The organism is Streptomyces sp. 8K308, from assembly GCF_004348315.1.
Classification (GTDB): Bacteria; Actinomycetota; Actinomycetes; order Streptomycetales; family Streptomycetaceae; genus Streptomyces.
This window is the reverse complement of the sequence record NZ_SMKC01000005.1, coordinates 23,151-49,873: the sequence shown is the minus strand read 5'-3', so window position 1 is coordinate 49,873 and position 26,723 is coordinate 23,151. Positions and strand designations below refer to the sequence as shown.

At 71.9% G+C, this 26,723-nt stretch carries 21 protein-coding genes and 2 pseudogenes; 11 read left to right on the top strand and 12 right to left on the bottom strand.

All coding sequences use genetic code 11. The annotated features are described in order from the left end of the window. Positions 1-92 precede the first annotated feature (92 nt). Together E1265_RS01815 and E1265_RS01810 are read left to right on the top strand one after the other, a co-directional pair. On the top strand, positions 93-1,286 hold the full coding sequence (locus E1265_RS01815) for an MFS transporter (RefSeq protein ID WP_132928408.1): 1,194 nt from the start codon (positions 93-95) through the stop codon (positions 1,284-1,286). 182 nt (positions 1,287-1,468) lie between these two features. Beyond that, complete coding sequence (locus E1265_RS01810; protein WP_132928407.1) at positions 1,469-2,386, top strand: S1 family peptidase; 918 nt, start codon at positions 1,469-1,471, stop codon at positions 2,384-2,386. 235 nt (positions 2,387-2,621) lie between these two features. Here the strand turns inward: E1265_RS01810 and E1265_RS01805 are convergent, their stop codons facing one another. The 4 genes and pseudogenes from E1265_RS01805 to E1265_RS01790 form a co-directional block, all read right to left on the bottom strand. Further along, positions 2,622-2,966 (bottom strand): hypothetical protein, encoded by a 345-nt coding sequence (locus E1265_RS01805; protein ID WP_132928406.1) that lies wholly within the window; start codon positions 2,964-2,966, stop codon positions 2,622-2,624. A 64-nt stretch (positions 2,967-3,030) separates the two neighbouring features. Continuing rightward, positions 3,031-3,588: pseudogene (locus E1265_RS01800) on the bottom strand (alpha-amylase); the annotation flags it as partial. A gap of 132 nt (positions 3,589-3,720) precedes the next feature. Then, a complete protein-coding gene (locus tag E1265_RS01795; protein ID WP_132928405.1) occupies positions 3,721-5,076 on the bottom strand; it encodes a nicotinate phosphoribosyltransferase in 1,356 nt (451 codons plus the stop codon). A gap of 22 nt (positions 5,077-5,098) precedes the next feature. After that, positions 5,099-5,752, bottom strand: a complete 654-nt coding sequence (locus tag E1265_RS01790; protein WP_132928404.1) for a pyridoxamine 5'-phosphate oxidase family protein — start codon at positions 5,750-5,752, stop codon at positions 5,099-5,101. Positions 5,753-5,832: 80 nt separating this feature from the next. Here E1265_RS01790 and E1265_RS38520 point away from each other — a divergent pair, with 80 nt between their 5' ends. After that, positions 5,833-6,177 (top strand): hypothetical protein, encoded by a 345-nt coding sequence (locus E1265_RS38520; RefSeq protein WP_243740468.1) that lies wholly within the window; start codon positions 5,833-5,835, stop codon positions 6,175-6,177. Positions 6,178-6,451: 274 nt separating this feature from the next. Here E1265_RS38520 and E1265_RS38515 read toward each other — a convergent pair. After that, positions 6,452-6,865, bottom strand: a pseudogene (locus E1265_RS38515) (erythromycin esterase family protein); the annotation flags it as partial. Positions 6,866-7,527: 662 nt separating this feature from the next. Further along, positions 7,528-8,427 carry a glycoside hydrolase family 19 protein gene (locus tag E1265_RS01780; protein ID WP_279571385.1) on the bottom strand — a complete coding sequence of 300 codons (900 nt, stop codon included), beginning with the start codon at positions 8,425-8,427 and terminating at the stop codon, positions 7,528-7,530. A 374-nt stretch (positions 8,428-8,801) separates the two neighbouring features. On the opposite strand from E1265_RS01780, the gene E1265_RS01775 reads away from it, so the two are divergent. Then, positions 8,802-9,707, top strand: a complete 906-nt coding sequence (locus E1265_RS01775) for a class I SAM-dependent methyltransferase (RefSeq protein WP_132928402.1) — start codon at positions 8,802-8,804, stop codon at positions 9,705-9,707. Between the two features lie 77 nt (positions 9,708-9,784). On the opposite strand, the gene E1265_RS01770 is transcribed toward E1265_RS01775, so the two are convergent. The 3 genes from E1265_RS01770 to E1265_RS01760 are packed head-to-tail and all read right to left on the bottom strand — an operon-like array spanning position 9,785 to position 13,058. Beyond that, positions 9,785-10,888 (bottom strand): NAD(P)-dependent alcohol dehydrogenase, encoded by a 1,104-nt coding sequence (locus E1265_RS01770; RefSeq protein WP_132928426.1) that lies wholly within the window; start codon positions 10,886-10,888, stop codon positions 9,785-9,787. 2 nt (positions 10,889-10,890) lie between these two features. Then, positions 10,891-12,294 (bottom strand): aldehyde dehydrogenase family protein, encoded by a 1,404-nt coding sequence (locus tag E1265_RS01765; protein ID WP_132928401.1) that lies wholly within the window; start codon positions 12,292-12,294, stop codon positions 10,891-10,893. An 8-nt stretch (positions 12,295-12,302) separates the two neighbouring features. Continuing rightward, the gene (locus E1265_RS01760; protein ID WP_132928400.1) at positions 12,303-13,058 is read right to left on the bottom strand and encodes a (5-formylfuran-3-yl)methyl phosphate synthase; all 756 of its coding nucleotides are present in this window, start codon (positions 13,056-13,058) and stop codon (positions 12,303-12,305) included. Positions 13,059-13,328: 270 nt separating this feature from the next. Here E1265_RS01760 and E1265_RS01755 point away from each other — a divergent pair, with 270 nt between their 5' ends. The 4 genes from E1265_RS01755 to E1265_RS01740 all read left to right on the top strand — a co-directional run bounded on the left by E1265_RS01755 (position 13,329) and on the right by E1265_RS01740 (position 16,471). After that, positions 13,329-14,255 carry a hypothetical protein gene (locus E1265_RS01755; RefSeq protein ID WP_132928425.1) on the top strand — a complete coding sequence of 309 codons (927 nt, stop codon included), beginning with the start codon at positions 13,329-13,331 and terminating at the stop codon, positions 14,253-14,255. Positions 14,256-14,478: 223 nt separating this feature from the next. Then, entirely contained in the window at positions 14,479-15,228 is a 750-nt protein-coding gene (locus tag E1265_RS01750) for a hypothetical protein (RefSeq protein WP_132928399.1), read from the top strand. A 35-nt stretch (positions 15,229-15,263) separates the two neighbouring features. Next, positions 15,264-15,488: a hypothetical protein gene (locus E1265_RS01745; protein WP_132928398.1), complete on the top strand. Its 225-nt coding sequence runs from the start codon at positions 15,264-15,266 to the stop codon at positions 15,486-15,488. 83 nt (positions 15,489-15,571) lie between these two features. Beyond that, complete coding sequence (locus E1265_RS01740) at positions 15,572-16,471, top strand: arginase family protein (protein ID WP_132928397.1); 900 nt, start codon at positions 15,572-15,574, stop codon at positions 16,469-16,471. 138 nt (positions 16,472-16,609) lie between these two features. Here E1265_RS01740 and E1265_RS01735 read toward each other — a convergent pair whose 3' ends face one another. Continuing rightward, on the bottom strand, positions 16,610-17,725 hold the full coding sequence (locus tag E1265_RS01735) for a ferric reductase-like transmembrane domain-containing protein (protein ID WP_132928396.1): 1,116 nt from the start codon (positions 17,723-17,725) through the stop codon (positions 16,610-16,612). A 264-nt stretch (positions 17,726-17,989) separates the two neighbouring features. On the opposite strand from E1265_RS01735, the gene E1265_RS01730 reads away from it, so the two are divergent. Continuing rightward, complete coding sequence (locus E1265_RS01730) at positions 17,990-18,976, top strand: DJ-1/PfpI family protein (protein ID WP_132928395.1); 987 nt, start codon at positions 17,990-17,992, stop codon at positions 18,974-18,976. A gap of 5 nt (positions 18,977-18,981) precedes the next feature. Here the strand turns inward: E1265_RS01730 and E1265_RS01725 are convergent, their stop codons facing one another. After that, the gene (locus E1265_RS01725; protein ID WP_132928424.1) at positions 18,982-20,151 is read right to left on the bottom strand and encodes an IS110 family transposase; all 1,170 of its coding nucleotides are present in this window, start codon (positions 20,149-20,151) and stop codon (positions 18,982-18,984) included. 237 nt (positions 20,152-20,388) lie between these two features. On the opposite strand from E1265_RS01725, the gene E1265_RS01720 reads away from it, so the two are divergent. Further along, entirely contained in the window at positions 20,389-20,991 is a 603-nt protein-coding gene (locus E1265_RS01720) for a DJ-1/PfpI family protein (RefSeq protein ID WP_132928394.1), read from the top strand. 1,279 nt (positions 20,992-22,270) lie between these two features. After that, complete coding sequence (gene nhaA / locus E1265_RS01715) at positions 22,271-23,569, top strand: Na+/H+ antiporter NhaA (RefSeq protein WP_243740461.1); 1,299 nt, start codon at positions 22,271-22,273, stop codon at positions 23,567-23,569. Positions 23,570-25,295: 1,726 nt separating this feature from the next. On the opposite strand, the gene E1265_RS01710 is transcribed toward nhaA, so the two are convergent. Continuing rightward, a complete protein-coding gene (locus E1265_RS01710) occupies positions 25,296-26,696 on the bottom strand; it encodes a sodium:alanine symporter family protein (protein WP_132928392.1) in 1,401 nt (466 codons plus the stop codon). Positions 26,697-26,723: the final 27 nt, after the last annotated feature.

The window sequence follows — 26,723 nt, the reverse complement described above, 5'->3', positions numbered from 1 at the left end:
CCCCCGGCGGGCCAGGGGTCGCACCTCTCAGCTCACTCAGGCGCCGGCGACCCCGGACGGCCCTCCCCGCCGGGCGGCGACGAAGGACACCCATGCCCAGCGCCGCCACCGGCTACCGGCCCCTGCTGCGCACCCCCGGCGCCGCCGCCTTCTTCCTGACCGCCGCCCTCGGACGCGTCGGCATCGCCATGACCGGTTTCGGCCTGGTCTGGTTGCTGCACGCCCGCACCGGCTCCTACGGCACCGCCGGTCTCGCCACCGCCGGATTCGCCCTCGCCGAGGCCCTGGCCGGCCCGCAACTGGCCCGTCTGATCGACCGGTTCGGACAGACCCGCGTCCTGCCGTGCTTGCTCATCGGCCACGCCGCCGCCATCGGCTGCGTCCTCGCCTCCACCACCCCAGCGGCCGCGATCACCGCCGCCACCTGCGCCGGCGCGGTTGTCCCCCAACTCGGCGCCCTGTCCGCGGCCCGCTGGGCCCACCTGCTGCGCGACGAACGGGCCGACGAACTGCCCACCGCCTTCTCCCTGGAGTCCCTCGCCAACGCCACCGCCTTCCTCCTCGGGCCCGTGCTGGCCACCTCGCTCGGCGCGGTCGGCGACGCCGCCCTGGCCAGCACCATCGCCGCGGCCCTGATCCTCGGCGGGGGAGCGGCCCTGGCCGCCCAGGTCCGCACCGCTCCCCCGCCCGCCCGTGCGTATGCCGAACACGCCCGCGCCGGACGGAGGTGGCCGCGGTCCGCCGTTCTGCTCCTGGCCCTGCTGAACCTGGCCATCGGGCTGTACTTCGGCACCATGGGGGTCGCCGTGAGCGCCTTCGCCATCAGCAACGGGATCCCCGGCGCCGCCGCGCCGATCATCGCCGCCTCCGGCCTCAGCGGGCTGCTCTCCGGCTGGCTCTACGGGCTGCTGCGGCCCTCCGCTCCGGCGCACCACCAACTCGTCGTGTCCACCGCATGGTTGACGGGCACGGCGCTGCTGCTTCCCCTCGCGCCGTCAGCCGTTTCGCTTGGCGTGGCCGTGGTGGTCACGGAGGCGGCGGTCCCGCCCACGCTCGTCCTGCTGAACGTCCTCACGGAGCGCACCGTCCACCCCACCGTTCTCACCCAGGCCTTCACCTGGAACAACTCCGCGGGCGCGGCCGGTTCGGCGGTGGCGGCGTCGCTCGCCGGGCGCACCGCCGACGCGTGGGGTGCGTCCGCCGCCCTCGCCCAGGCCCCCGCGGCCGGACTCGTCCTCCTCGCCCTCTCGCTGCTCCTCGCACGCGCCGCTCGGCGCCCCCGGTGACGGCCCAGACGGCTACTGGCCGAAAGTGCGCCTTGTCAAAGCGTGACGGAATGGGAGTATCTCGTGTGGCACTTGTCGCGGATTTGCGTGTTCTCCGCTCGGTGGGTGCCGAATCGCCATGCTTCACGCACCTCACAGCCGTCTCATCCACTGGATCGACGAATCCCACTGGAGGAATGCACGTGAGATCGAAGCGCACCACCTCGCGCCGGCGTCTCGCCCGCGGCTTACGGGCCCTGGCGGTCGCCACCGGCCTGGTCGCCGCGTCGGCGCTGTTCCTGCCGGCCACCGCCCATGCCGACGAAGGCGGTTTCAGCGCCACCGAGTTGTCCGCCGCCAGTGAGGCCATCGAGGCCGCCGGCATCGGCGGCGTCGCCTGGGCCGTCGACCAGGCGACCGACACGGTGACGGTCCTGGTCGACGAGACGGTCTCCGAGGCCGACCTCGCCGAACTCACCGCCAGCGCCGGCGACCTGGCCGGCGCGCTGGACGTCCAGCGCACCGAGGGCACGTTCGAGAGGTACCTGCAGGGCGGCGACGCGATCTACGCCGACGTCGGCTGGCGCTGCTCGCTCGGCTTCAACGTCCGCTCCGGCGGCAGCTACTACTTCCTGACCGCCGGTCACTGTACGGCCGACCCGTACGGTCCGACGCCGCCGTACCCGCTCTGGCACAACGGCTCCGCCTGGATCGGCTACACCGCCGGCTCGTCGTTCCCCGTCAACGACTTCGGCCTCGTGGCCTACGACCCGCAGCCCTCCTCGGTGCCCGGCACGGTGGCGGGCGGCGGCACCATCACCGGCTTCGCCAACCCCGTGGTGGGCCAGTCGGCCTGCCGCAGCGGCAGCACCACCGGCGTGCGCTGCGGCTCGGTCACCGGCCTCGGCTGGACGGTCGACTACGGGAACGGCGAGGTCGTCTACGACATGATCCGGACCAACATCTGCGCCGAGCCCGGCGACAGCGGTGGTCCCCTGTGGTCCGGCTCCACCGGCCTCGGCCTGACCTCCGGGGGCAGCGGCAACTGCACCTCCGGCGGCGTCACCTTCTTCCAGCCGGTCGTCGAGGCGGCCAACGCCTACGGCGTCACCGTGCCCTGACCGCCGGCCCGTTCCGACGGCTCGCGCCGGTCCGCACGCAGCCGGCCTCGTCCCCGCTCGGCCACGGCCGGGCGGGGACGTCCTGCGCGAGCGGTAGGCCGAGTCGGTCGGAGCCGCCGCCGTTGGACCGCGGGTCGGGGACGAGTCCGCGCGGCGCGTCCGGCCCGCTGGTCCGGTGCCTCGGTGAACTCAGGGCCGGTCGCTCCCCCACAGCAGGCGGTCGACGCCGACCTCGTCACGCAGCCGCCCGGCCGAGCGGCACGGGCGGCGCGCCCACCAGGTTGAGCCGGATGCCCCGCGCTCCCGCGGTGTGCGGGCCGCCCAGGGCATCGAGGGCCGCGCGTGGCTCCCGCTGGCCGATGACGACGGTCGCGCGTAACCGGTCGGGCCGGGCGCGCACCGCGTCGAGCGCCACGCCGAGGACGCGGCCGCGGGCATCGTTCGGCGTGCTGGTGCCGCTGATTGTGCCGTTCGTCCTGCGCTTGGCCGCATCGGCCGTGGACTCCAGCCCGTTCTCCACCGGAGGCGCCCTGGTGGTCGCCAACGTTGAGGAAAGCCGGCGGGACGGCGTCTTCCGCATGGTGATGATCGCGATCGCCTCCCTGGTCGCCAGGCTCGTCTTCCCGCTCCCGGCCGGCCCGGGGTCAGCGCAGATACGGCCCGACGCCACCGACCTGGCCGGGTGCGGCGTTGGCGCCGCCCAGGTCGAGGACGTAGACCCGCAGATTCCCCTTGCCCGGCGCCGCCACGCTCAGGGTGCCGTCGGTCACCCGCCGGGTGTCGCCGGTCACGACGTCGACGTAGGTGCCGTTGGGGATGCCGGTGAAGGTCGTCGCGCCACTTACCGTGACCAGGGCGAAGCTGTCCACCCCGGTCTCCTGGTCGGTGTAGCGCCGTTTGAAGGCCATGTTCCCCGAGATGCCCTCGGTGGAGTACTGGCCCGTCTGGAGGGCGGGCACGGCACGGTGGATCTGGTTGAGGCGGCGCTGCACGTGCCGGACGAGCGGCTGCTCCAACGTCTCGGCGACCGGGCCGCTCGCCGAGGCGACCTCGCCGAAGTCGGCCGTCGTCACCTCGCCCTCGACGTGGTCCCCGTAGTAGGCGCGGCCCGTCGTGGCCAGCGGGCAACCGGGGCCGCAGTCGATGCGCCGGCCGGCCCGGAACTCGATCTCCGAGCCGTAGTAGAGGGTGGGGATGCCGCGGGCATCGAGAAGCCGGTGTTGACCGTGCCCTTGAGCTACCCCAACGCGGGGTTGGTGCCCGACCTCTTCGCCGCACTCACGTCATGACGACGGCGAGGCCGTCGCCGACCGCGCCTGCGGGCCGCGGGCCCCTCACGGGACGTGGGGCCGTGCCGCCGGCGCGCTCGGCCGGTCCCGCTCGATCCGCTTCCGCACCTCGTCGGTGAGGCCCACGAGCCGGTCGGAGACCACGGGGACGGGCATCTTCGGACCCCGGACGCGCAGCGCGTCCCGGGGCAGCGCCGCCAGGTCGGCGGTCAGCCGCTCGTGGGCCGCCCGCAGCGTGTCGCGCGGTCCGGTGCGGCGGCCGTCGGTCATCACCGTGCGCAGCAGCGGCTCGGCTCCGGCCGGCGGCGGCTCGTCGCGGGTGGCGATCAGATCGGGTCCGCCGGGGCGCCGCCAGACCGCCTTGGGTCCTGGCGCCGTCACCTTGGCGGTGGACAGCTTCATCACCGGCCGGCCCGCGTAGGACACCAGCTTGTAGGCGGTGTCGAGGTAGGGGGCGTCCGCGGCGACGCCCACCTTGGTGCCGACCGCGAAGACGTCGATCGGCGCCCCGGCCCGCACCAGGTCGTCGACGGCGTACTCGTCAAGGCCGCCGCTGGCCACGATCCGCACCTCTGGCAGCCCCGCCCGGTCCAGGATCCGCCGGGAGCGGTGGGCCAACTCGCCCAGGTCCCCACTGTCGAGCCGGATCGCGCAGCCCTCCCCGAGCCCCATCTCCCGGAACACCTTGGCGGCCACCTCGGTGCCGGCCTCCGTGTCGTAGGTGTCGACCAGGAAGGTCACGGGGCCCGGGTGGGTGAGGGCGAACGACCGGAACGCGGCCTCCTCGTTGCCGAACGCCTCGATGTAGGAGTGCGCCATCGTCCCCGTCGCCGGCAGGCCGTACGCGGTGGCCGCGGCTACGTTGCTGGTCGCGGCGAAGCCGGCGAGCGCGCCGAGCCGGGCGGCGGCCATCGCGGCCTCCAGACCCTGGGTGCGGCGCAGCGAGAAGTCCACCACCCGCCGGCCGTCGGCGGCCAGCACGCAGCGCGCCGCCTTGGAGGCCACCATGGTGTGGTGGTTGAGCTGGTTGAGCAGCACGCTCTCCACCAACTGCGCCTGGGGGAGCGGGGCCGTCACCTCGAGTAGCGGCTCGCCGGCCAGCACGACCCGGCCCTCGGGCACCGCCCGTACCTCGCCGGTGAACCGCGTTCCGAGGAGCGGGGCGAGGTTGGCGAGCGGCCGGTGCAGCGCCTCGGCGAACGCCGCGACGTCCTCGGGCCCCACCCGGAAGCGTTCGAGGTAGTCGAGGGCCGGTTCGAGCCCGGCGGCCACCAGGAATCCGCGGTCGGGTGGAAGCCGGCGGGGGAACAGGCCGAAGGTGGCCGGCCCGGTCAGACCGTGCTCCATATACGACATGGCCATGGTGACCTCGTACAGATCGGTGGTCGCCGCCTCCGACACCGCCTCGCCTCCTCCCGGTCGCTCAGCCCGTCTCGATCCGCCGCCCGGTGATCCGGGCCGGGGCGATGCGCACCCACCGGTCCCGTGCGCCGCCCGCCCAGGGTTCGCTGTGGGCCGTCTCGTCAAGACGCCGCACCTCGGCCGGGTCGGTCACCTGCCGGGCGGGGCCCGTGACCAGGACGCTCCAGCCCCGGCTGAGCGCGTCGTCGATCTGGTCGACCTCGAAGGCCGCCTCGGCCCCCGCGGCCCGGGCGGCCGGGCTGTCCTGCCCGGTGCGGAAGGCGACGCCGCCGTCCACCACCGTGTAGTTCACCGGCAGGATGGCCGGTCCGTGGGGGGTGCTGACGGCGACCCGACCTACACCGTGGGTGGACAGTCGCTCCCGGCACTCCGGGCCGTCCATGGCCACGAGACGCGGATGGCGTCCCGCTTCGCCGAGGCCGGGCGGCAGGTCGTTGCCGGCTCCCAGCAGGGTCGCGGCCGGCGTGTCGAGTGCCGCCGCGATCCGGAGCAGTGCGGCCGTGTCGGGCGCGTCGGGGCGTCGCTCCGCGTAGCGGACGTAGCTGGCCGCCAGGCCGGCGTGGTCGGCCACCTCCTCCTGGCTGAGCCCCAGCTTCGCGCGGCGGTCGGCGATGCGCCGCCCCACGTCACCGCGGCCGCTTCCGGATGTCGGCACCTCGCGCTCCTCTCACCCGCGGCTCCCGTCTCGCCTCGACGGAGACCCATTCCGACTTGCCGTGAATGCCAGGATCAAACATGTTCGCTGTCGCGTGGTGGAGCGGGCCGGGGCGTCAGGTTGCGGACGGTGACGAGCCCCCGCTGGCGCGGGTCGAGCGTTTCGTCGCGGACTACGTGCGGCGGATCGGCGCCGAACCGCGGTTCCGGGAGCTGCTTGAGGTGGTCGCCCTGCGGACCGAGCCGCTCCCTGAGCTGGCGACCGCGCCTCGCGAGAAGCAGCAGACCGTCGAGGCATGGCGCGCGGCGCTCGTTCCCGTGCTTGCCGCGGACGAAGCCGCCGGACAGCCGCGTCCCGGGCGCGCCGGCCGCGGCGGCGGACGTCGTCGTGGTGCCGCACCGCATCACGGGTGGTCAGAGCCGTGAACCCGGGTGCGCACGGCGTGCCTGCCGCGGGTGCCGGTCTCCTCGGCGCGGAACGGCTGGCCCGGACCCTTGTGCGGGGCCTCGCCCGGTGATCGATGCCTTCCTGGCAGCACCGCCGAAGCTGATGCTGGACCGTGGCGTCGACGGAGCCGAGGCCGAGGAACCGGTGGAGCGCGTCGAGGCTCCGCACGCCGAATGGAACGTGAGTCGACGGCCTGGCGGGCGCGGCTCGCCAGGCGGTCGCGGTCGGCTGGTGGAAGCGCCGCGAAGTCGGCCGCCGCCGCGTGGGCGCGACGTGCGCGGTAGTGCCCCTCGACACGTCGAGCAGGTGCGGGTGGTGCCTGCCGACATGGTCGGTGACGGCCTGGAACTGTGCGTTGCCTGGCCGTGGGTGGTACAGGCCGGTGCCGAGGAACCGCACCTGCCGGCGCGGACGGCGCGCGTTGTGCTCGCGCCTCCAGCGGACGAGGGCCAGGTACTCCTGTACGTGCCAGGGGGCCGCTCCGCGGCCGAACTCGTCGGCCATGACGCGGCGCGGGTCGCCGGCGCCGGTGCGGACGTACGCGTCGAGCAGCAGCCTGGCGCTCCACCTCGCCTCCAGGGCGAAGATGGGGAACCCCTTCTCGGCCACCAGATAGCGGAAGACCCGGAGTTTGAGCGTGTAGAGCTCGTGCGAGCCGTGCAGCATCTCGCCGAGACCGACGACGGGTACGTCGCCGATCGCCGCGCCCAGCGGCCGGAGATCGGCGAGCGGGCCGCAGGGATCGGTGCCGGCCAACGGGAGGGCCGAGTCGGCCAGGGCCCGCGCCACTCCGGTTCCGGGCCCCGGCCCTGCGCCCGCACCATGACCGACAGGGGCGTCACCGCCGGAGCGCCAAGCAGGGCACGCCGCGACAGGCTCGGCATGGAGGTCGCCGTTTCCTCGGGATCGGGTGGCGGCCCTCACCTTCGCTGGAACCAGGGTCCCGGGACCATCCGGCCAGCTACCGTCTTCCGGGGCGGTAGGCACCACCTGGTCGCCGAGCGGCACAGATCCCCTCCTGGGCGCCATGGCACATGGCGTCGCGTCGGGTGCCCGCGGAGACGCCTCGCGGTCACAGGCCGATGGTGGTCGCCAGGCCGGCGGTGTGGGCGCGTAGGTAGTCCTCGTGGTCGCTGAATCGTGTCGGGGCCGTGATGGCCGCGCCGGTCGTTGTCAAGAACAGCGTTCTCGTTCTCGGCGACGCCGCACCCGATGCCCCGAGCACCGGCAAGCGTCCGGGGTGGCCTGGAGCGGGGGTGCCGTCCCGGCCGGCTCGGGGCGGGCCGGGACGGCGCGGGCGTCGAGAATGGTGCGTCAAGAATGGTGCGTCAGCAGTACAGGTTGCCGCCCGGGGTGGTGCCGAGGACCTGGCTGAAGTTCTGGAAGGTGGTCACCCGGCTCTGTACCTGGGCTGGGTTGCCGCCGTCGCATTCGATGCTGCCGTTGATGCTGCGGATCGACTCACCGAAGCCGGCGCCGCTGACGATGGCCTGGTGGCCGCTCATGGTGCCGGCGCCGGACTGGGTGTTCCAGAACCACAGGGCGGTGCGCCAGGCGATGGCGGAGTCGTTCTGCACCAGCCACGGGTTGCCGAGGAGATCGATGCCGAGCGCGTCCCCTGCGGCCTTGTAGTTGAAGTTCCAGCTCAGTTGGATGGGGCCCCTGCCGTAGTAGGCGGCCTGCCCGGCGGGGCACCCGTAGGGCTGGCTCCAGTCGCAGTAGTGCGGGTAGTTGGCGGTGTTCTGCTCCACGATGTGGACCAGACCGCCGGTCTCGTGGCTGACGTTGGCCAGGAACGCGGCGGCCTCGCGCCGCTGCGCCTCCAGGCTGCCGGTGGTGGCGAATCCGGGGTAGGAGCTGAGCGCGGCGACCAGACCGCCGTACGTGTAGAAGGAGTTCCGGTTCGAGAACATCTGGTTGAACTGCACCTCGCTCACGACGAAGCCGCTCGGGTTGCCGCCCCCGCCGTCGCAGCTGTACGGCTCCCAGTACCAGGTGCTGATCAGCGGGTCGTACCCGGGGTTGTCGTGCTCCGCGATGTAGTGGGAGCCGTTGTAGCGGACGATGCTGCCGGCCGGATACCAGGCGCCGGCCCGCCAGTCCGTCGCGGTGGCGCAGGAGGCGGCGAGGGGGGCGGGGGCCGCGCTCGCTGGCGGCACCATCACGCCGGCCAGCCCGATGGCGAGCAGAGTGGTCGTCAGTAAGGCCACGATGCGTTGTCGCAGCACGTGTTCTCTCCTCGGGAGTGCGGCGGCTCACCGCTCGGGACAGCGGGCGGCCGCCGCGTCGTGGGGGTGATGCGCACCACTGAAGCGCGCCCCGACATCTCCGTCAAGGTCTAGACCAGACCGCTAGTAGGATCGCACCTATAGGCTGGTGGTCCCGTCGTGCTAGCGCACGGCGGAGCGCCCCGGAGCCACATGGGCGATTCATTCGTTCGAGCGACTTTCACCAGTCCCCCGACCGAGGGGATTCGCGGGCTCTGACACTGGGAGTGCGCGGAAATCGCGCACCCACATGGGGGTTGGAGATGCGGCGGTCGGCAGTTCTCGAATGCGGCGCACGTTCATCAGGGTGATCAAGAGGAATCGACGGAGCGTCCATGGCTGACATATCCCACCGCGTCACCGGTACGGAAGGTGTGGAAGGCGGTGTCGGCCTGACCGCCCTCCTGGTCGCCGCCGCACGGGCGATCGAAACCCACCGCGGCGACAGCCTGGCACGGGACGTCTACGCGGAGCACTTCGTGCTCGCAGCTCCGGCGTCCGCGGGCTGGCCGGTCCGCCTCCGACAGGCGCCTGGCGGGGACGCGAACCCGTTGTGGGGGCGGTTCGCTCGGTACTTCGGTCTGCGCACGAGGGTCTTCGACGACTTCCTCCTGCGGTCGGTGGATGTCGGTGCCCGCCAAGTGGTCCTGCTCGGGGCCGGGTTGGACGCGCGGGCCTTCCGGCTCGACTGGCCACCAGGCTGCGTGGTCTTCGAGGTCGACAGGGAACCCGTGCTGGCCTTCAAACACCGGGTGCTCGACGACCTGTCCGCCACTCCGAAGGCGACGCGCGTCCCGATCCCGGTCGATCTGCGTGACGACTGGGTCGGAGCGCTGACCGGTGGCGGCTTCGATCCCGCCGCGCCGAGCGTCTGGCTCGCCGAAGGTTTGCTGTTCTACCTCCCCAACGCCACTGAGACATACCTCATCGACACGGTGGACCGGCTGAGCGCGGGGCGCAGCGCTCTGGCCTACGAGGTCAAGCTCGAGAAGGACCTGATGCGATACCGCGACAGCCCGATCTACACCTCGACGCGGCAACAGATCGGGATCGACCTGCTCGACCTCTTCAACAGGGAACCGCGCCCCGACTCCGTGGGCGCTCTGGCGGACAGGGGCTGGGCCACATCGGTCCACACCCCGTTCGACTTCACCCGCGGGCACGGACGCGGCCCGCTGCCCGAGCCGAACGACGCGCTTGAGGGCAACCGGTGGGTGTTCGCGGACAAGACCCGGCCGTGAACAGGTCGTGAGCGGGCCCGGGTGCGTCTCACCGGCGTCACGCACCGGTCGGGCAGGCGCCGGCGTCGCCCGCCCGGTCACCGGCCGCTCCCCTCCGGAACCAGGACGGGTTTGACCACGCGACCCGCGTCGAAGTCACGCTCGGCCTCGTCGATGTCGACGAGCGGGTACGTACGGATCAGCTCGTCGAAGGGGAACCGGCCGGCCCGCCACAGGCCGGTCAGGCGCGGAATCAGCAGGCCCGGCACCGCGTCCCCCTCGCAGACATGGGAGATCCTCCGGCCCCGGTCCAGCGCGCCCGGTTCGATCGCCAGCGTGGCGTGGAGCCGGGCGACGAGACCGAGGTGACCGGTCGGGCGCAGGGCCCGTAGCGCGTCGTTGATCAGCGGGGCGGAGCCCGTGGTGTCGAGCGCGTACCGCGCGCCGCCGTCGGTGAGTCGCCGAACGCGGTCGGGCAGGTCGGCCGACGTCGCGTGCAGCGGGATCGCGCCGAACCGCTCGGCGAGTGCCAGCCGTTCGGGGTGCCGTTCGACGGCCACGGTCATCGCCCCGGCGGCGGTGGCCGCCATCACCGCGGCCAGGCCCACCGCTCCCGCGCCGAAGACCGCGAAGGTGTCGCCGGGCCCGATTCCGAAGGAGTTCAGGACCGTTCCGGCGCCGGTGAGGAAGCCACAGCCGAGCGGTCCGAGCAGTTCGACGGGCAGCGCGGGATCGACTCGTACGGCGTTGCGGGCCGGGACCAGGGCGTACTCGGCGAACGAGGACTGACCGAACCACCGGGGAGCCAACGCGCCTCCGGCCGCGTCGGTGAACCGTGCCGCCTTCTCCTCGCGCCCTCCGAAGAGGTTCAGTGCGGCGAAGGAGTCGCAGTAGGCGGGGGCCCCGCCCAGGCAGTTCCCGCAGCGACCGCAGGAGTCGAAGCTCAGCACGACGTGATCGCCGGTGCTCAGGCCGGTGTGCGGGCCGCCCGTCTCCACCACCACCCCGGCTCCCTCGTGGCCGAGCACCGCGGGCAGCGGTGAGCGGCCCGCGGAACTCCGGACCGCGAGATCGGTGCGGCACATCCCGCAGCCCGCGATCCTGACCAGGACCTCGCCCTCGACCGGCCCCGCCTTGAGGATCACCTCCTCGACCGCGAATCGGCTCTCGTACGAGCGCAGCACCGCCGCGGCGAACCTCAGCGTCACGGCTCCTCCGGACGGTGTACGACGAACGGCCTGAGATTCCCGTAGAGCCCCCACGGCCCGCCCGCGACGCCGACGCCGCTCTCCTTCGTGCCCGCGAAGGGCTGGGCCAGTGACAGTTCGCCATGGTGGTTGATCCACGCCGTCCCGCACTCCAACCGGTGGGCCACCACCTCGGCCCGGTCCAGATCGGTCCCCCACACCGAGCCGCCAAGGCCGAAGCCGGTGTCGTTGGCTGCCTCGACGGCCTGGTCGAGACGGACGTACGGCAGCACCGGCAGCACAGGACCGAACTGCTCCTCCGTCACCACCGGGCTGTCCGGGGGGACGTCGGCCAGGATCGTCGGGGCGAAGAAGTAGCCAGGCCGGTCAAGACGGTGGCCGCCGGCCACGGCTCGGGCGCCGTCCGCCAGGGCCCGGGCCGTGTAGCGCTCGATCCGGCCCAGTTGGGGGGCGTTGTTGACCGGTCCCAGTTGCGAGGCCGGGTCGAGCCCGGCTCCAACGACGACGGTCCTCGCACGCTGCGCGAGGGCCTCGACCACCTGCGCGTAGCTCCGGGCCGGCGCGTAGACACGCTTGACCGCCATGCAGACCTGCCCGCAGTTGCGGAACGCCGCCCAGAACAACCGGTCCGCGACGCGCTCGACGTCCACGTCGTCGAGCAGGATGGCGGCGTCATTGCCGCCCAGCTCCAGGGTGACCCGGGCGAGCGAGGCCGCCGCGCCCGCCGCGACGGCCCGGCCGGTGGGACCGGATCCGGTGAAGGTCACATGGCGGATCCCCGGATGGGACGCGAGGCGGGCGCCGAGGGGCTCGCGGCCGGTGACGATCGTCAGTACGCCGTCAGGGAGGGCGGTGGCGATGACGGACCCGAGCAGCCGGGTGGCGAGGGGCGTGAACGGGGAGGGCTTGAGCACCATCGTGTTGCCCGCCGCGAGGGCGGGCGCGAGTTTCGCCGACGCCAGTTGGAGGGGGAAGTTCCACGGGACGAGCGCGGCGACAGGTCCGAGAGGCCGCCAGCGGACCTCGCTGCTGACCGGCCGCCCGTCCGTGATCGGCTGGGGGCGGGCATCGAGGTCGGCGAAGTACCGCAGGCGGGCTGCCGTACGGGCGATCTCCGCGTACGACTCGGCCAGCGGCTTGCCCTGCTCGCGGGTGAGCAGCGGAGCGAGGTCCCGCCCGGCCGCCTCCACGAGGTCGGCCGCCGCGCGCAGCGCGGCGGCGCGCGCGACGGGGTCCGCCCGCCAGCTGAGCCAGGCCGCATGGGCCCGGTCGACGATCTCGTCCAACTCGTCCGGCCGCTGGTCGGGAGCCTCGTCGAACGCCTCACCCGTCGCCGGATCGACGACGGCGAAACGCTCACCCGGGCCCCCGGGCCCGTGCCCGGGCCGACTCGTCGGCATCCGGGCGGTCAGCTCGCGGCGGTGACGGCGGCCGCGTGTTCGCGGGCCTGCCGATCCATCTCCGCCCGGAAGGCGGCCACCAACTGGGTCTTGATCCGTCCCCTTTCGCGGTCGCCCCGCTCGCAGACCGCCCCGCGCACGCCCACGATGTCCGTGCCGATGCGGGTCAGCGCGGCGAGGTCGCCCTCCTTGACGCTGCCCGCGAGCGCGGCGAGCAGCCCCGCCTCGTGGCTCAGCCGGACGAACTCGGCGCAGCGGTCCGGCGGAACGTGGTCGAACAACCGTGTTCCGTCCTTGATCGCGGTGTCCAACATGGCCGCGTCGCATCCCGAGTGCCGGGCGATGTCAGGCAGGGCGAGCGGGTTGACGCAGCCGATCCGGTGGGCGTCGGCGTAGCCGGAGGCGACGACGAGGGCGTCGGGCCGGTGGTCCTTCACCGCCCGGACGACCCCTCGCATGACCTCGACGGCCTGCTCGGGCGTCGTGCATCCGTGGAGGCCCACCTTGATGTACGTGGCTCCGGAGACGACCGCGCCGAGCGCCGCCTGGGCCACCGTGCCGGGCTTGTACGGCACGTCCCCGACGGTGGCGGACACCGGCTTGTCCGCCGGCACCACGTCGCGGATCTCCCTGATGACCCACGGGAAGTTCGCGCCGAGCGAGCCCTCGTCAGGCTTCTTGACGTCGACGATGTCGAGATGCTGCGCCGCTTTCGCGCAGACGATGGCCTCCTCGACGCTGTCCGGAGAGATGAGAAGTAACAAGGTGGACCCCTTCCCATGGCATGTCCACCCGGCCAGCGGGCCGGTGCGCGGAATCGCCTGGAGCGCTCGCGATCTGCTCAGTGTCGTGGTCAACCAGGGCCATCGGTAGGGCGTGCGGTGACCCAACGAGTCACTCCCCGCGCCACCCCGTGCGCCGTTCACGCCGGTGAGGCGTCCCCCCGTGGTGACGCGCCGCCGGCCCTCGCCCAGCGACCCGCACCGTGGGGCGACCTTGACTCTCACACCGTGTCAGGCGGCACCGTGCGGGACATGTCCCTCACCTATGTCGGCTCCGGTCCCTACTGCTACGCCAACTCCCTGGCGATGATCCTCGGCGACCAGGCGCCGCCTCCGGCCGTGATCGAGGTCCTCACGGGCTCCCCGTACGGCATGCAGCTGATCGGTGGGCGGCTGCCCCTGTTCGACTCCTTCGGCTGGGACCCCGAGATCGGGCTCGACGACGCGATCGGCCTCCTCGGCTGGGAGTGCGATCGCGTGGACGGGGAGACGGTCGCGGACGCCCTCGACCGGCTCCGTAGGGCCTGCCAGGACGGCCCCGTGCTGGCCGGGCCGCTCGAACTCGGTCTGCTCTCGTACCAGCCCGGGTCGGGCAAGGCGGTCGGCGCCGACCACTACCTGGTGGTCCTTGAGGTGGGCGACGACACCGTCCTCGTCCACGACCCGCAGGGCTACCCGTACGCCACGATTCCGGTCGACGCCTTCGCCGAAGCGTGGCGCGGGGAGTTGATCCCCTATCTGGCGCGGCCCTTCCGGATGCGGCACGGGTTCACCCGGCGCGCGCACGTCCCCCCGAAGGAGGCCTTGCGGCGCGCCCTCCCCGCCGGGCTGGCCTGGCTGGCCGGCCGGAACGACGTGGAGGTCGCCCCCGGCACCCTGGGCCAGGCCGAGGCCGCCGAGCGCACCGCCCGGCTGGTGGAGCAGGGGCTTGATCCCGAGATCAGGCTGCTGTGGCAGGCATTCGCGGTGCGCGTGGGCGCCCGCCGTCACAACGACCTGGCAGCGGCCCTGCTCTCCCTCGACCGGGACGCGGGCGCGGCCGTCGCCGCCGAGCAGGCCCGGATCGTCGGTGGGCTACAGGGGCCGCTCGTGTCCGGAGACGACACGGCGCTCGCGGCTGGCCTGCGGCGCCTGGCCCCGACGTACGAACGACTGCGCGCCGCCCTGAACGCGGAGTGAACCCCTCGCCATCACGCCCGTCGAGATCACCGGGGCCGGGTCGCGGCCCTTCGCCACGGGTTCCGAAAGGCGGGCTCGGGGCCTTGGCCCCGAGTGGAGTAGCGAGCGGCGAGCCGCCGACCCATGACGGTTGCGGCTGGCCACAGCCGCCAGCATGACGACACCGAGAGGGCGCGGTCCGGAGGCGCCGCGAGAGCCGCGCCCGCACGAGGATGTCGCCTGGGTGCTGCGGGAGCAGGCCCTCGCGCGCATCCAGGGCGTCCAGACACGCGTCGACGTGTCGAAGGGCAGGGCGCTCGAGGTGGCGACGGACCGAGCGGCGCGGCACGCCGTCGAGAAGCTGACCGAGGACGCGAACAGCGAACTGAAGGCGGCTCGGGAGATACTTCGGCACGAGCATCGGCACCGCCGCCGCATGGACGAGCACGTGCTCGCCGCGAACACCCACAACGACATGGCCCACAACCTGATGCTCCGTCCAAGCGGCCCTGCCCGGGGTGCTGGCCTTCGTACGCCAGCAGCTGCCGCTGGCCGACGAGCGCAGGAAGCGGCTGGAGAAGTTCGCGAAACAGGGCGGGACCTTCGGGGAACAGGAGCGGTGGGTGCTCACCAGCGCGCTCACCGCGGCGCAGCGGTCTCTGCACAGCAGCGGATGCGCGCACGCAGCTTCGACAGGACGTTGACAGTCGTGGTCTGGGGGCTCGCGGCGCTGGCGATCGCCGTCGCGGTGGCAGGCGCGCTGTGGCCGAGGTTCGTGCCGCTGTGCTTCACCCCGGAGAACCACGTCGTCTGCCCCACGCGCACGGAGTCCGCGCGGGGCGATCGTGCCGACGAGATCGCCCACGGGGCGTCGCGCTGGGACTACCTCGCCGTGGAGGTCGCCGGTGTCGTGGCTGCCGCCGTCGCCTCCGCGATGACGCTGGGCGGCAGCAACGGCACGGCCGCACCGGTCAAGGTGCCGCTGAGGAGCTAGCGCTGCTGAAGCTGCCGACCGGTGCGCTCACGGCCGTGCTCGGCATGCTGCTGATGCGCGCGAACTTCGTCCCCGGCCTGACCAGTCTTGACACGTCGGCCCAGATCATCGGCTGGGCCATCATCTTCGGGTACGCCCAGCAACTCTTCCCCCGGCTCGCGGACGCGCAGGGGCGCGCCGTTCTCAACGGCATTCGCACCGTGAACAGCCCGCCGGACTGTGATCCGCCGCCGAAGCGGGGCCGCGCCACCGCGCCGTAGCGCGAGCGGCGCTGATCGCGGCCCGCCCGAGGTCGCGACCGGCCGCCCACGGCGACGATGCGCCACCGCGCCACAATGGAGTGATGCGCCGCAATCCCGTCCTTCTTGACGCCCCGTCGAATCTCGGTCTCAGGCCGCCCGCGGAAGGCACCGTGCCCGGGTGCCACAAGCTGGCCGGCGCCCTGCGCGAGCAGCGGCTGCTGGCCCGGCTCGGTGCCGACGAGGGCGGAGTCGTCGTGCCGCCCCGCTATGACCGCGGGGATTGGAAGGAGGGAGGCGGGGTGTTCCACGCCGGGCCCATCGCCGCATACACCCGCAAGCTCGCCGACCGCGTCGAAAAGCACGTGCGGGCCGGGGAGTTCCCCGTGGTGCTGGGCGGGGACTGCTCCATCCAACTCGGTGCCTCGCTCGCGCTGCGCCGCGTCGGGCGGTACGGGATCGCCGCCGTCGACGGGTCCGCCGACTTCCGGCACCCCGGCAACTCCGACCGCGTCGGCGCCGCTGGGGGCGAGGAGTTGGCCCTCGCGACCGGCCGCGGGCAGACGGACCTCACCGACATCGAAGGTCTGCGACCGTACGTACGGGACAGCGACATCGAGGTACTCGGCATCCGCGACTACGACCCGGAGCGCGCCGAACTCACGGAGTCGGGCATCAGCAGCACGACGGTGGGGGAGATCAGGGCGCGTGGCGCCCGGCAGGCGGCCGGCGCGGCGCTGCGAACGCTGGAGTCCCCGGCTCTCGACGGCTTCTGGGTCCACCTGGACGCCGACGTCCTGGACCCGTCGGTGATGCCCGCCGTGGACAGCCCCGACCCCGACGGCCTGCTGCCCGGCGAACTCGCGCCGCTGCTCCGCGCGTTGCTCGGCTCGCGCCGGTGCGTGGGGCTCAACGTCACCATCTACGACCCCGATCTCGACCCGGACGGCTCCTGCGCCGCCCTGCTCGCCGACCTGCTCGTCTCGGCTCTCACCGAGCGCTGACCGTCCTCTAACCCGCACGCGGCGCCAGGCCGGTGGCCGACGGTGGGTCCCGTTCCCGGTCGGGACCCGTTCGGCGGTCCGGTGCGAGGCGACACGTCGCCCGCGTCGCCTCGCACGGGGCCAGGGTGGTGGTTGTTGTCAGCTGGTGGGCTGGGGTTGGTTGGGGGTCTGGTCGTTGTTCTCGGGGGTTTGGCCGTGGGCGGGTGTGTGTCGTGTGGGGCGTAGGCGGTGGATGGTGGTCACCAGAGCGAGGGTGAGGGTCAGGAGTCCGGTCCAGATGACCCATTGTTCGGGCCAGGGGTCCGTGGAGTGGCCGTGGTCGGGTCGGCCGCCGTCGGTTCCGGTGATGATGATGGCGGCTAGGCCGGCGATCGTGGCTAGGACGGCGAGGCGGCCGGTCAGGCGGGTGGTGAGTGGCAGCGGGCGTGGCTCTCGGCGGGGTCCGCGCAGTCGCAGTCGTTCACTGGGGCGGGCGGGTGCCAGCAGTCGGAGTAGTAGTAGCCCGGCGAGGGGCATTTGTAGCGCCCATACCAGGGTGCGGAACGAGCCCTCGAACCAGACGTTGGTGCCGTACAGCAGGGTGTGCCAGGCGCTGAGCACGTAGACGATGATGATGAAGCGGTGCAGGGCGCGCCATAGTCGGGAGCCGGTGGTCTGGCGCACGTAGAAGGCGAGGCCGAGGATGATCGCCAGGTAGAAGGCGAGTAGGCCGAGGAGGATGGCGATGCGGCCGGTGCCGGTGTCGTAGCCGCCGGGGACGAATACTTTGACCAGGGTCTGGCGTACTAGCTCGCCCGTCGGTTGGTTGTCGAAGTTGGTCTGGAGTTCGGCGGCGAAGAATGTGGCCATGTGCATGAAGATCAGCCCGATCGTGGTCAGGCTGGTGGTGCGGTGCCACTTCTCGACCCTGGCCGCCGACATCCAGCGCCAGGGCGGGCGCGTTCCGGATCTGAGCAGGCCGAAGACGACGGTGATGTAGGCCCACAGCAGTCCCGACCAGCCGAAGGCCTGGCACAGCCAGTACCACCAGTACTCGGACGCGTCCTCGAAGGGCGGCATGATCTGGAGGCTGGGCGAGGTGCCGTTGTCGATTCGGGCCCACAGCCACCAGAAGATGAGGCCGGTGATCAGCAGTGCCAGGCTGGCGTCGGGTACCGTGGCGCGGGCGTCCGCCCTCAACCCGCGCCAGTCGAAGCGGCGTGCGTTTCTTCGCTTTCCCGGGGTGGGCAGGGCTGATCTCGTGACGTCTGTCATCGGAGTCCACCATTCTCTGAAGCGACTTCGCGGTGTTCCAGCCCCCGGTGACGGTCCCTCACGTGCGTTTCTCCTGAGAGTAGACGCGGCGTGTGTGGACCGGAACACACGTACGGCACGAGAAGTTCCGCGTGCCGCCATTCGGATCGGTAGTCGGCCCGGATCGCCCGCGGGTTCCACCTTCGGTGCGGGCGCTCTGGATGGCGCGATCCGTGGGGTGTCCGTCGTTGACGTCATGGGTCGGGGCGACCGAGGGTGGTGGCCATGGATCGGCGTCGCGTCGTGTTCGTGGTCTTCGAGGGATTCCAGCCGCTGGATCTGGTCGGCCCCCACGAGGTGTTCCTGCACGCGGACCACCTCGCCGGCGGGTACGACTGCCGCGTCCTGGCGCCCAGGCCGGGGCCGGTGCGCACGTACGCCGGGCTGCCGGTGCACGCCGAGTACGGGGTGGCAGAGCTCGACCCGACCGACGTCGACACTCTCGTGGTGGCCGGCGGCCGAGGCGTCGACGAGGCCCGCCACGATCGGGAACTGACGGGCTGGATCGCCGCGGCCGGCGCCGGTGCGCGGCGGGTGGCCTCGGTGTGCAGCGGGGCGTTCCTGTTGGCGGCGGCCGGGCTCATCGACGGTCGCCGGGTCACCACCCACTGGGCGCGCGCCGACCAGCTCGCCAGGGAGCACCCGGAGGTGAGGGTCGACCGCGACCCGATCTTCGTGCGCGACGGCCGGGTGTGGACGTCGGCCGGGGTGACCGCCGGCATGGACCTGGCGCTGGCCCTGGTGGAGGACGACCTGGGCCGGGAGGTGGCGCACGCCGTCGCCCAGCGTCTGGTGCTCTTCCTGCGCCGCCCGGGCAGCCAGGCCCAGTTCAGCGTCGCGATGTCGACGCCGGCGCCGTCCACCGACCCGATCCGCGCCGCGGTGGCGGCCGTCCACGCCGACCCCGCCGCCCGGCACGGCATCGCCGAGCTCGCCGACCGCGCCGGACTGAGCCCGCGCCACCTACAGCGCCGCTTCACCGCCGAACTCGGCGTCCCGCCGGCGGCCTACGTCGAGCGGGTGCGCGTCGAGACGGCCCAACGCGCCCTCGCCGAGGGCGACGAGACGGTCGACGCCATCGCGCGCCGCTGCGGCCTCGGCACCGCCGAGACGCTGCGCCGCGTCTTCCACCGCCACCTGGGCGTCGCGCCCTCGGACTACCGCGACCGTTTCCGATCCACCGGCACTCCAACTCACCGGGAGTCTCAATGACGAAGTCAAATCGCGTGCGCGACCGGTGGGGTGGAGGTGAAGACCCGGATGTCGCGCAGGAGTGCCCACAGGACGCTGGCGCGTCGGCGGGCCAGGGCGATGACGGCTTGGACGTGTTCGCGGCCCTCGCCGCGCTTTTTGAGGGAGAAGTCTCGGTTCGATCCCTCGCGGACGATGCTGGTCTGGGCGGACCTGTAGAACACCCGGCGCAGGCGGCGGCTGTAGCGCTTGGGCCGGTGGAGGTCGCCGGTCCTGCGGCCAGAGTCACGTGGGACGGGCACCAGCCCGGCCGCCGAGGCCAGGTGTCCGGCGTCCAGGTAGGCGGACAGGTCGCCGGCGGCGACGACGAACTCCGCGCCGAGTATCGGGCCCATGACGGGCAGGGACTCGATGATCTCGGCCTGCGGATGGGTGCGGAAGGTCTCGAGGATCTGCCGGTCGACGTGCTTGAGCCGGTCGTCCAGGGCCAGGATCTGTTCGGCGAGGTCGGCAACGATCTGGGCGGCGACGTCTTCGCCGGGCAGGGCGGTGTGCAGGGCGCTCGCTGCTTCGAGCGCGGTGGACGCGACCGGGTCAGCACCTCGCACGCCGCGGCCTGCCAGCCAGGCCGTCAGTCTGGCCCGGCCGCGGCGGCGGATCGCGGCGGGGGTCTGGTAGCCCGTCAGCAGCACCAGGGCGCCCTTGTGGGCCGAGTAGTCGAAGGCCCGCTCCGGGGCAGGGAAGACACCGGTCAGCACGTCGCGGAGCCGGTTGAGCATGCGAACTCGGTCGGCCACCAGATCCGTGTGGTGGGCTGTCAGCAGCGCGAGGTCTGCGGCGAGCTGGGCGGGCACGTCGATCGCGGAGAAGTCGTTGCGGTGGCGGGCGGTCTCGGCGATGACGTAGGCGTCGCGGGCATTGGTCTTGGCCTCGCCCCGGTAAGCGCCGGCCATGCGGTTGACCGTGCGGCCGGGCACGTGGACGGCCTGCTGGCCGTGGGCCGCGAGCAGGGCCAGCAGCAGCGCGGAGGACGTGCCGGCGATGTCCACCGCCCAGTGCACCTCGTCGGCCAGTTCCAGGATCTCGCCGAGTGCGGTCAGGATCGCCGACTCGTCGTTGTCGATCTGCTTCGACCACAGCGTCGCGCCGGTCTCGTCGACCACCGCCGCCCAGTGATGCCCCTTGCCCGCATCGATGCCGGCCCAGACCTGGCCTGCCCCTTGCTCACTCGCTCCTCCTCGTTCCGCGGAGCGTGCCGTTGGCCCGAGGAACACCCCGCCGTCATCTCCGTAAACAGCGACCGGAACGCGCATCTCAATCAGCGGCCAGGGCGCCCCGGAGAGCCGGACGGCCACTCCTGGTCAGCCACTAAGGCAAGCACTCACAAGCCACAGCCGGCCCTCCCGGGTCGCCTGACACCTCACGGAGCACTCATGACCACGTACGGACTGCTCATCTTCCACGGCGCGGAGGAGCTGGACTTCATCGGCCCCTGGGAGGTGTTCACCGTCTCCTCGGCGCTCCGCCAGGGCGCCGACACCGCCGTGCTGATCGCCGAACGGCCCGACGCCGTCCGGTGCGGCAAGGGCATGCGGGTGCTTCCCGACCACACCCTGGACGACCATCCGCCGCTCGACGTGCTGCTGGTCCCGGGCGGTCGGGGAGCCCGCGAGGAGCAGCGGCGCAACCCGAAGGTCCTGGAGTGGGTCGCCGCCACAGCGGCACGCGCCGACTGGACCCTCGGTGTGTGCACCGGCGCCGCCGTGCTGCACGCTGCCGGCGTGCTGAGCGGGCGCCGGGTGGCCACCCACTGGAACTACGAGGACGCGCTGGAGGCGACCGGCGACCTCACCGTCGTGCGGGACGCCCGCTACGTGGTGGACGGCGACCTGGTCACCAGCCAGGGCGTCTCGGCCGGCATCGACAGCGCGCTCTGGCTGGTGGGGCGGCTCCACGGCCGCGATCACGCCCGCGCCGTGCGCCGCGTCATCCAGTACGAGCCGGCACCGCCGTACCTGGCCGACGAGCCGATCTGACCCCACGACGGAGGCGACTGCCGAGATGCTCGCCTCTTCGACAGAAGGTTCTCCGGTCGGATGTGCCGGCCGGAGGACCTTCGTTGTGCCGCCCGCCATGAAGGGTGAGAAGACGATCACGGGCAGGACGTGGGGATGACAGGCGTGGTCTAAGGGGCGAGCAGCAGGCTGTCGCCGCGCTCCTTGGCCGCGGCGTACGCTTGGCCACTCCTGCCAGTTGACGACGGCCCACCTCACCCCTGCTCTTCGGGCCGCTCATCGAGGACACTTCGATAGCCACCGGCGCCCTCGTCGCAGCCGTCGGCACCACCGGCATCCTGATCGCCCTGCTACGGCTGAAAGAAGCCGCCCGCCTCACCTACAGCACGACAACCGCCAGCGACGATCCACACCAAGCCGCCAACCCCACCGCCCAATCACCAGGGGAATGACAGTCGTCTCAACCCCAACGCCATCCCGCCCATGACTACCGCCGCCCGGGTTGGTCAATCGCTGCAGGCTGTTGTGGGGCCGGAAGTGCCATGGCCATCACGGCGATGATCGCGCACACACCTGCCATCGTGACGAACACCGTCTGGGAGGAGGTGCCGTGGCCGGCCGTGGCGAGAGTGACCAGGGCGGTGATCGGCGTGATCAGCAGCCCATCCCGGCGGACAGCACGACCGCCGGTCCCAACGGCCCATCGACATAGCCGTCGTTCGGGCCGATCCGGCTCTGCCAGAGGTTGTGGGTTCGAAGAGGGCGCCGTCGCGGAGCATGGCGAACAGGACGTTGATGCGGTGGGGGGTGGTTTCTCCGCGGGCCCGGCATCGGTGGCAGTAGGTGCCGGAAGACTGTGTCGTGGGGGGGAACAGTCATGCCGGGCCCGGAGGCCAGCGGCCCTCTCGCAGGACCGCGAAGAACGTAACGGGGAGATGGGCCGGGCGTCGGCGCAATTCCGGTCTCGCTCGCACGGCATTCCGCCCGCGGGCGAAACGGAGCAACACCATATCGCCGATCTCGCGCGGCGCGGCTACGTACCGGCGACAACGGCAACCGGTGCGGCCCTTGCGGTGCCGACTCGGAAACAGGGCGGGGCGTCGCCGCGACACCGGCCGCACCGACCGTCATCTGGTCGGACGATTCCGGTATGTGACGCAGGGCACGACGTTGCCTGGTATTGGTTGGTAGGTGGGGGCTGCCGTAGGGTGGGCCGAACGCGTACGAGCGAATGGTGTGCCGGGAAGTCTGGTCGGCGTCAGGAATCACCCGACCCCACCTTTCCCGGAGGATCGCCGCCGTGAGTGCTGCCCCGCCTGCTCGAAGAGTGTTTCTCGGCCTGTTGCCGTTGCGTGAGCGGGCGGCGATCACGCGTACGTTGCGCACCGAGACCGTCGGCGGCATCCTGCTGCTGATCGCCGCCGTGGTGGCACTGGCGTGGGCGAACTCCCCGTGGAGCGAGAGCTACGAGTCCGTGCGACACGCGCACTTTGGACTGTCCGCACTGGGCTTGGACCTGTCGGTGGCGCATTGGACGGCCGACGGTCTGCTGGCGTTGTTCTTCCTGGTGGCCGGCATCGAGCTGAAACGTGAGCTGGTGGTCGGCGAGCTGCGCACCCCGGCAGCCGCGGCACTTCCGGTGGCGGCCGCCGTGTGCGGGATGCTGGTGCCCGCGGCCCTGTACGCCCTGACAGTGTGGGTCGGGGACGGCTCGCTGTCTGGCTGGGCGGTGCCGATGGCCACCGACATCGCCTTCGCCCTGGCTGTGCTGGCGGTGCTCAACACCCACCTGCCCTCGGCGTTGCGGGCGTTTCTCCTCACTCTCGCGGTGGTCGACGACCTGGGCGCGATCATCGTCATCGCGGTGTTCTTCAGCAGCGGCCTGAATCTGTGGGCCCTGGGCGGTGCGCTGGTCGGTCTTGTCGTGTTCTACGTCCTGCAGCGCCGTGGGGTGCGCGGCTGGTGGTGGTATGTGCCGCTGGGGCTGGTCGTCTGGGCGCTGACGTACAACAGCGGTGTGCACGCCACCGTGGCTGGTGTGGCGATGGGGCTCCTCCTACCCGTCCTGCCCAGGACGGGCGCCGAGGAGTCGGTCGGCGAGCGCACCGAGCACCTGGTGCGTCCCTTTTCCGCGGGCGTGGCCGTGCCGCTGTTCGCGCTGTTCGCCGCCGGAGTGAGCGTGTCACCGCAAGCGCTGGGCGAGGTGTTCACACGGCCGGAGCCGCTGGGCGTGGTCCTCGGGCTGGTGGTCGGCAAGACGGTCGGGATTTTCGCGGGGACGTACCTGGCGGCCCGTTTCACCCGCGCACGCCTCAATCCCGACCTGTCCTGGGCCGACGTCCTCACCATCGCGGTCCTGGCCGGCATCGGGTTCACCGTCGCCCTGCTGATCGGCGAACTCGCCTTCACCGACCCCGCCGCGGCCGAAGACGTCAAGGCGGCCGTACTCTCCGGCTCGCTGATCGCCGCGGCTGGGGCCGCCGTCCTCATCGTCTGGCGCAACCGTGTCTACCGCCGTCTTACCGAGGAGGAGGAGCGCGACGAGAACCGCGACGGCATCCCCGACATCTACCAGCGGGATCGCCCCACAGGCGAGTGAAACCTGACAGCGGACCAGCCTCGGTCCCGGCTCGGTCACCGGTGGCCGCTGAGCAACCGCTGGTGGCCAGGCGCCGCCACCGGTCTCGGCTGCGATCACTCGCGGGCCGCACACGACCAGGCCTTACCGGTCGACACATTGTCCGAACTTTGTCGCCACCACATCGGAGAGCGCACCACATGGCCAAAGCAGCTGAAGAGCCCCATGAGCCACCTTCGGGCCCGGCCGGCGCATCCGACCACGGCCCACCGTCGCACGGACCGCACACCTCCCCGACAAGCCAGGGAGTGCCCGGACCCGGCTTCGGCTGGGACACCGACGCCGGTACAACCGGCACTCCCCACACCGCCGTCTTGGCGCGGCTGTTCACAGCGATCGAGGACGTCGCGACCAGCCTGACCGCGTGCGACAACGCCCGCACCCGACGCGGCTCCATCCTGGCCGCCGACCGAACAACCCAGAGAGACGAAGAGACCAGCTACCAACGCCTGCGTCAGGCCGTAAGGCAACTCCAAGACGCCGAACGACAATTCCGTGCCCACCTCCCGCCGCCATACACGGACCCCTGACCCGAGAAACCCCTCGCCGGCCGGTATCCGAGTTCGTCAACTGGAGCATTGGTCGAATGGCCTCCACCTACAAGACCCCACCGCACGCCGGAACGTCGAGAGATGGTGCGCTGAGCGGCTCAACAGGTGGCCTGTACCCCATCGGACCTTGGAACTGACCACATCCGGGTCGAACGCATGTTGTCGCCGCCGGAGGACTGCCGACTCACCCCTTGCGGTGCCCCGCGTGCTGGTGGTTCCGGGCACCAACTTCAACGCGGCCGCCGTCCTGCCCCTGCTCACCGCACTCGCGGCACGCTGGCCCACCTACGCCGTGGACGTGCCCGGTAGCCAGGCCTGAGCGTTGCCGACCGTCCCCGGCGACCACGGCTCACCCAGTACGGCCAGTGGCTAGGAGGTGCTGAACCAACTCACTCCAGGACCAACTCTCGCCCGACTCAAGGTCACCGGCGGCGTCTTGGCGGCCAGGGTGCCCTGCTCGCACGTCCCACCGAGGCCCGCAGCACCGCGCTGCTCCGGCAGATGCACGGGCCGGGCCGACAACCGCCAGCCGAACTCGTCACCTGGATGACCCCGCTGGCCCGATCCTGCCGCACCAGCCTGGCGCCCGCACCTCTCCCCGACGCGACGCTCGCCCGCGCTCGCCGGATGACGAACATTGTCGCCACCGGCGAACACGATGTCTTTCTGCCCCCCTCGCGACTGACCGCGCCCACGTCCCGCCACCTCGCCACAACGGTGAACACCGTGCCCGGGGCGGGACACCTCCTGCCCGAAGAACACTCAGAGACAATTGCCGCACTGGTCACAGTCTGCGCTCTCTGAGGCGGAGCCCACCTACGTCCGGGAGCGAACGGAGTGAGTGACCAGCTGAGTGACATCGGGCGCGGATCGCCGCGGACGGCGGTGGCGTCGGAGGATGGATCGTGCAGGTCAGCGGGCTGATGCGCCTGCCCTGGGGAGTGCTGGACCGCATGACATGCAAGAGGTCGATCCAAGCATCCTTGATCCCGTGGCGGGAGCCTTCGCTTGGCGTGACGGCCAGCCGTCGACCAGCGCTTCCGCGGCGGTCTCCGGTGTCATAACCAGGACTCGGAGACCGATGCCGCGGAAACCGGGAGGTGACCGCCCGCACTCGCGGGCTCGGGACCCGCGGTCTACCGCGTGCCCATCGCCTGCTGGGCGCGGGCGATCTCGCGTTCCGGGTCCCTGAGGTAGGCGCGGGTCTCCCGGACGACGAGTGGGGCCAGGATGACGAGGCCGATCAGGTTGGGCAGTGCCATCAGGCCGTTGGCGACGTCGGAGAAGAGCCAGACGGTCTGGAGGTCGGTCACCGAGCCCACGTAGACCATGAGCACGAACAGCACGCGGTAGGGGGTGATGGCCCTGACGCCCCACAGGCTCTCGACGCACCGGTCGCCGTAGTAGCCCCAGCCGACGATGGTGGAGGCCGCGAAAAGCACGATGCTGATGACCACCAGGTGACTGGCCCAGCCGCCGAGGCCCTCCTCGAAGGCGGCGATGGTCATCGGCGCGCCCTCCGCCACGTCCGGGTCGTCCCACACGCCGGTGACGACGATGGCAAGGCCGGTGAAGCTGACGACGACGATGGTGTCGAGGAAGGTCTGCGTCATGGACACCAGGCCCTGGCGGGTGGGGTGGGAGCTCTGCGCCGCCGCGGCGGCGATGCCGCCGGTGCCAAGGCCCGACTCGTTGGAGAAGATGCCCCGGGCCACGCCGTAGCGCACGGCCTCCATCACAGCCGCGCCGGCGAATCCGCCGGCCGCCGAGGTGCCGGTGAAGGCGTCAGTGACGACCAACTCGACGGCGCCGGGCAGTTCGCCGATGTTGAGGGCGATCAGCGCGGCGGCGCTGGCGACGTAGAAGATCGCCATGATCGGCACGAAAGCTGCGGTGACCCGGCCGATGGCCTTGATGCCGCCGATGATCACGGCGGCGGCGCCCACGGTGAGGATCACGCCGGTCAGCCAGGTCGGCACGCCCCACTGGGAGTCGGCCGAGGTGGCCACGGTGTTGGCCTGCGTGCCGTTGCCGATGCCGAACGCGGCGACGGCGCCCGCGACGGCGAAGAACACCGACAGGAAGAGTCCGGTGCGCCCCGGGATGCCCTGACGCAGGTAGTGCATGGGGCCGCCGCCCATCTGGCCGTTGGCGTCCTTGCGGCGGAAGCGGACGCCGAGGAACGCCTCGGAGTACTTGGTGGCCATGCCGACCAGGCCGGTTATCCACATCCAGAACAGCGATCCCGGGCCGCCGAGGTAGAAAGCGGTGGCCACGCCGGCGATGTTGCCGACGCCGATGGTGGCGGCCAGCGCGGTGGTCAGCGCCTGGTAGTGGGAGACGTCTCCCTGAGAGCTTCCCTCGGGCTCCTTGCGCTGGACGAGGGCGAGGTAGAGGGCGGGGAACAGTTGCCGGAACTGGATGCCGCGCAACATGACCGTGAGGTAGAGGCCGGTCAGCAGGAGGAGCGGGATCAGGAGAAAGGGGCCCCAGATGAACTCGGAGGCGTCCGCCAGGGGGTCGTCGAGCCAGTCCACGCGATTCCTTTCGGTGGGGAGCGCGTC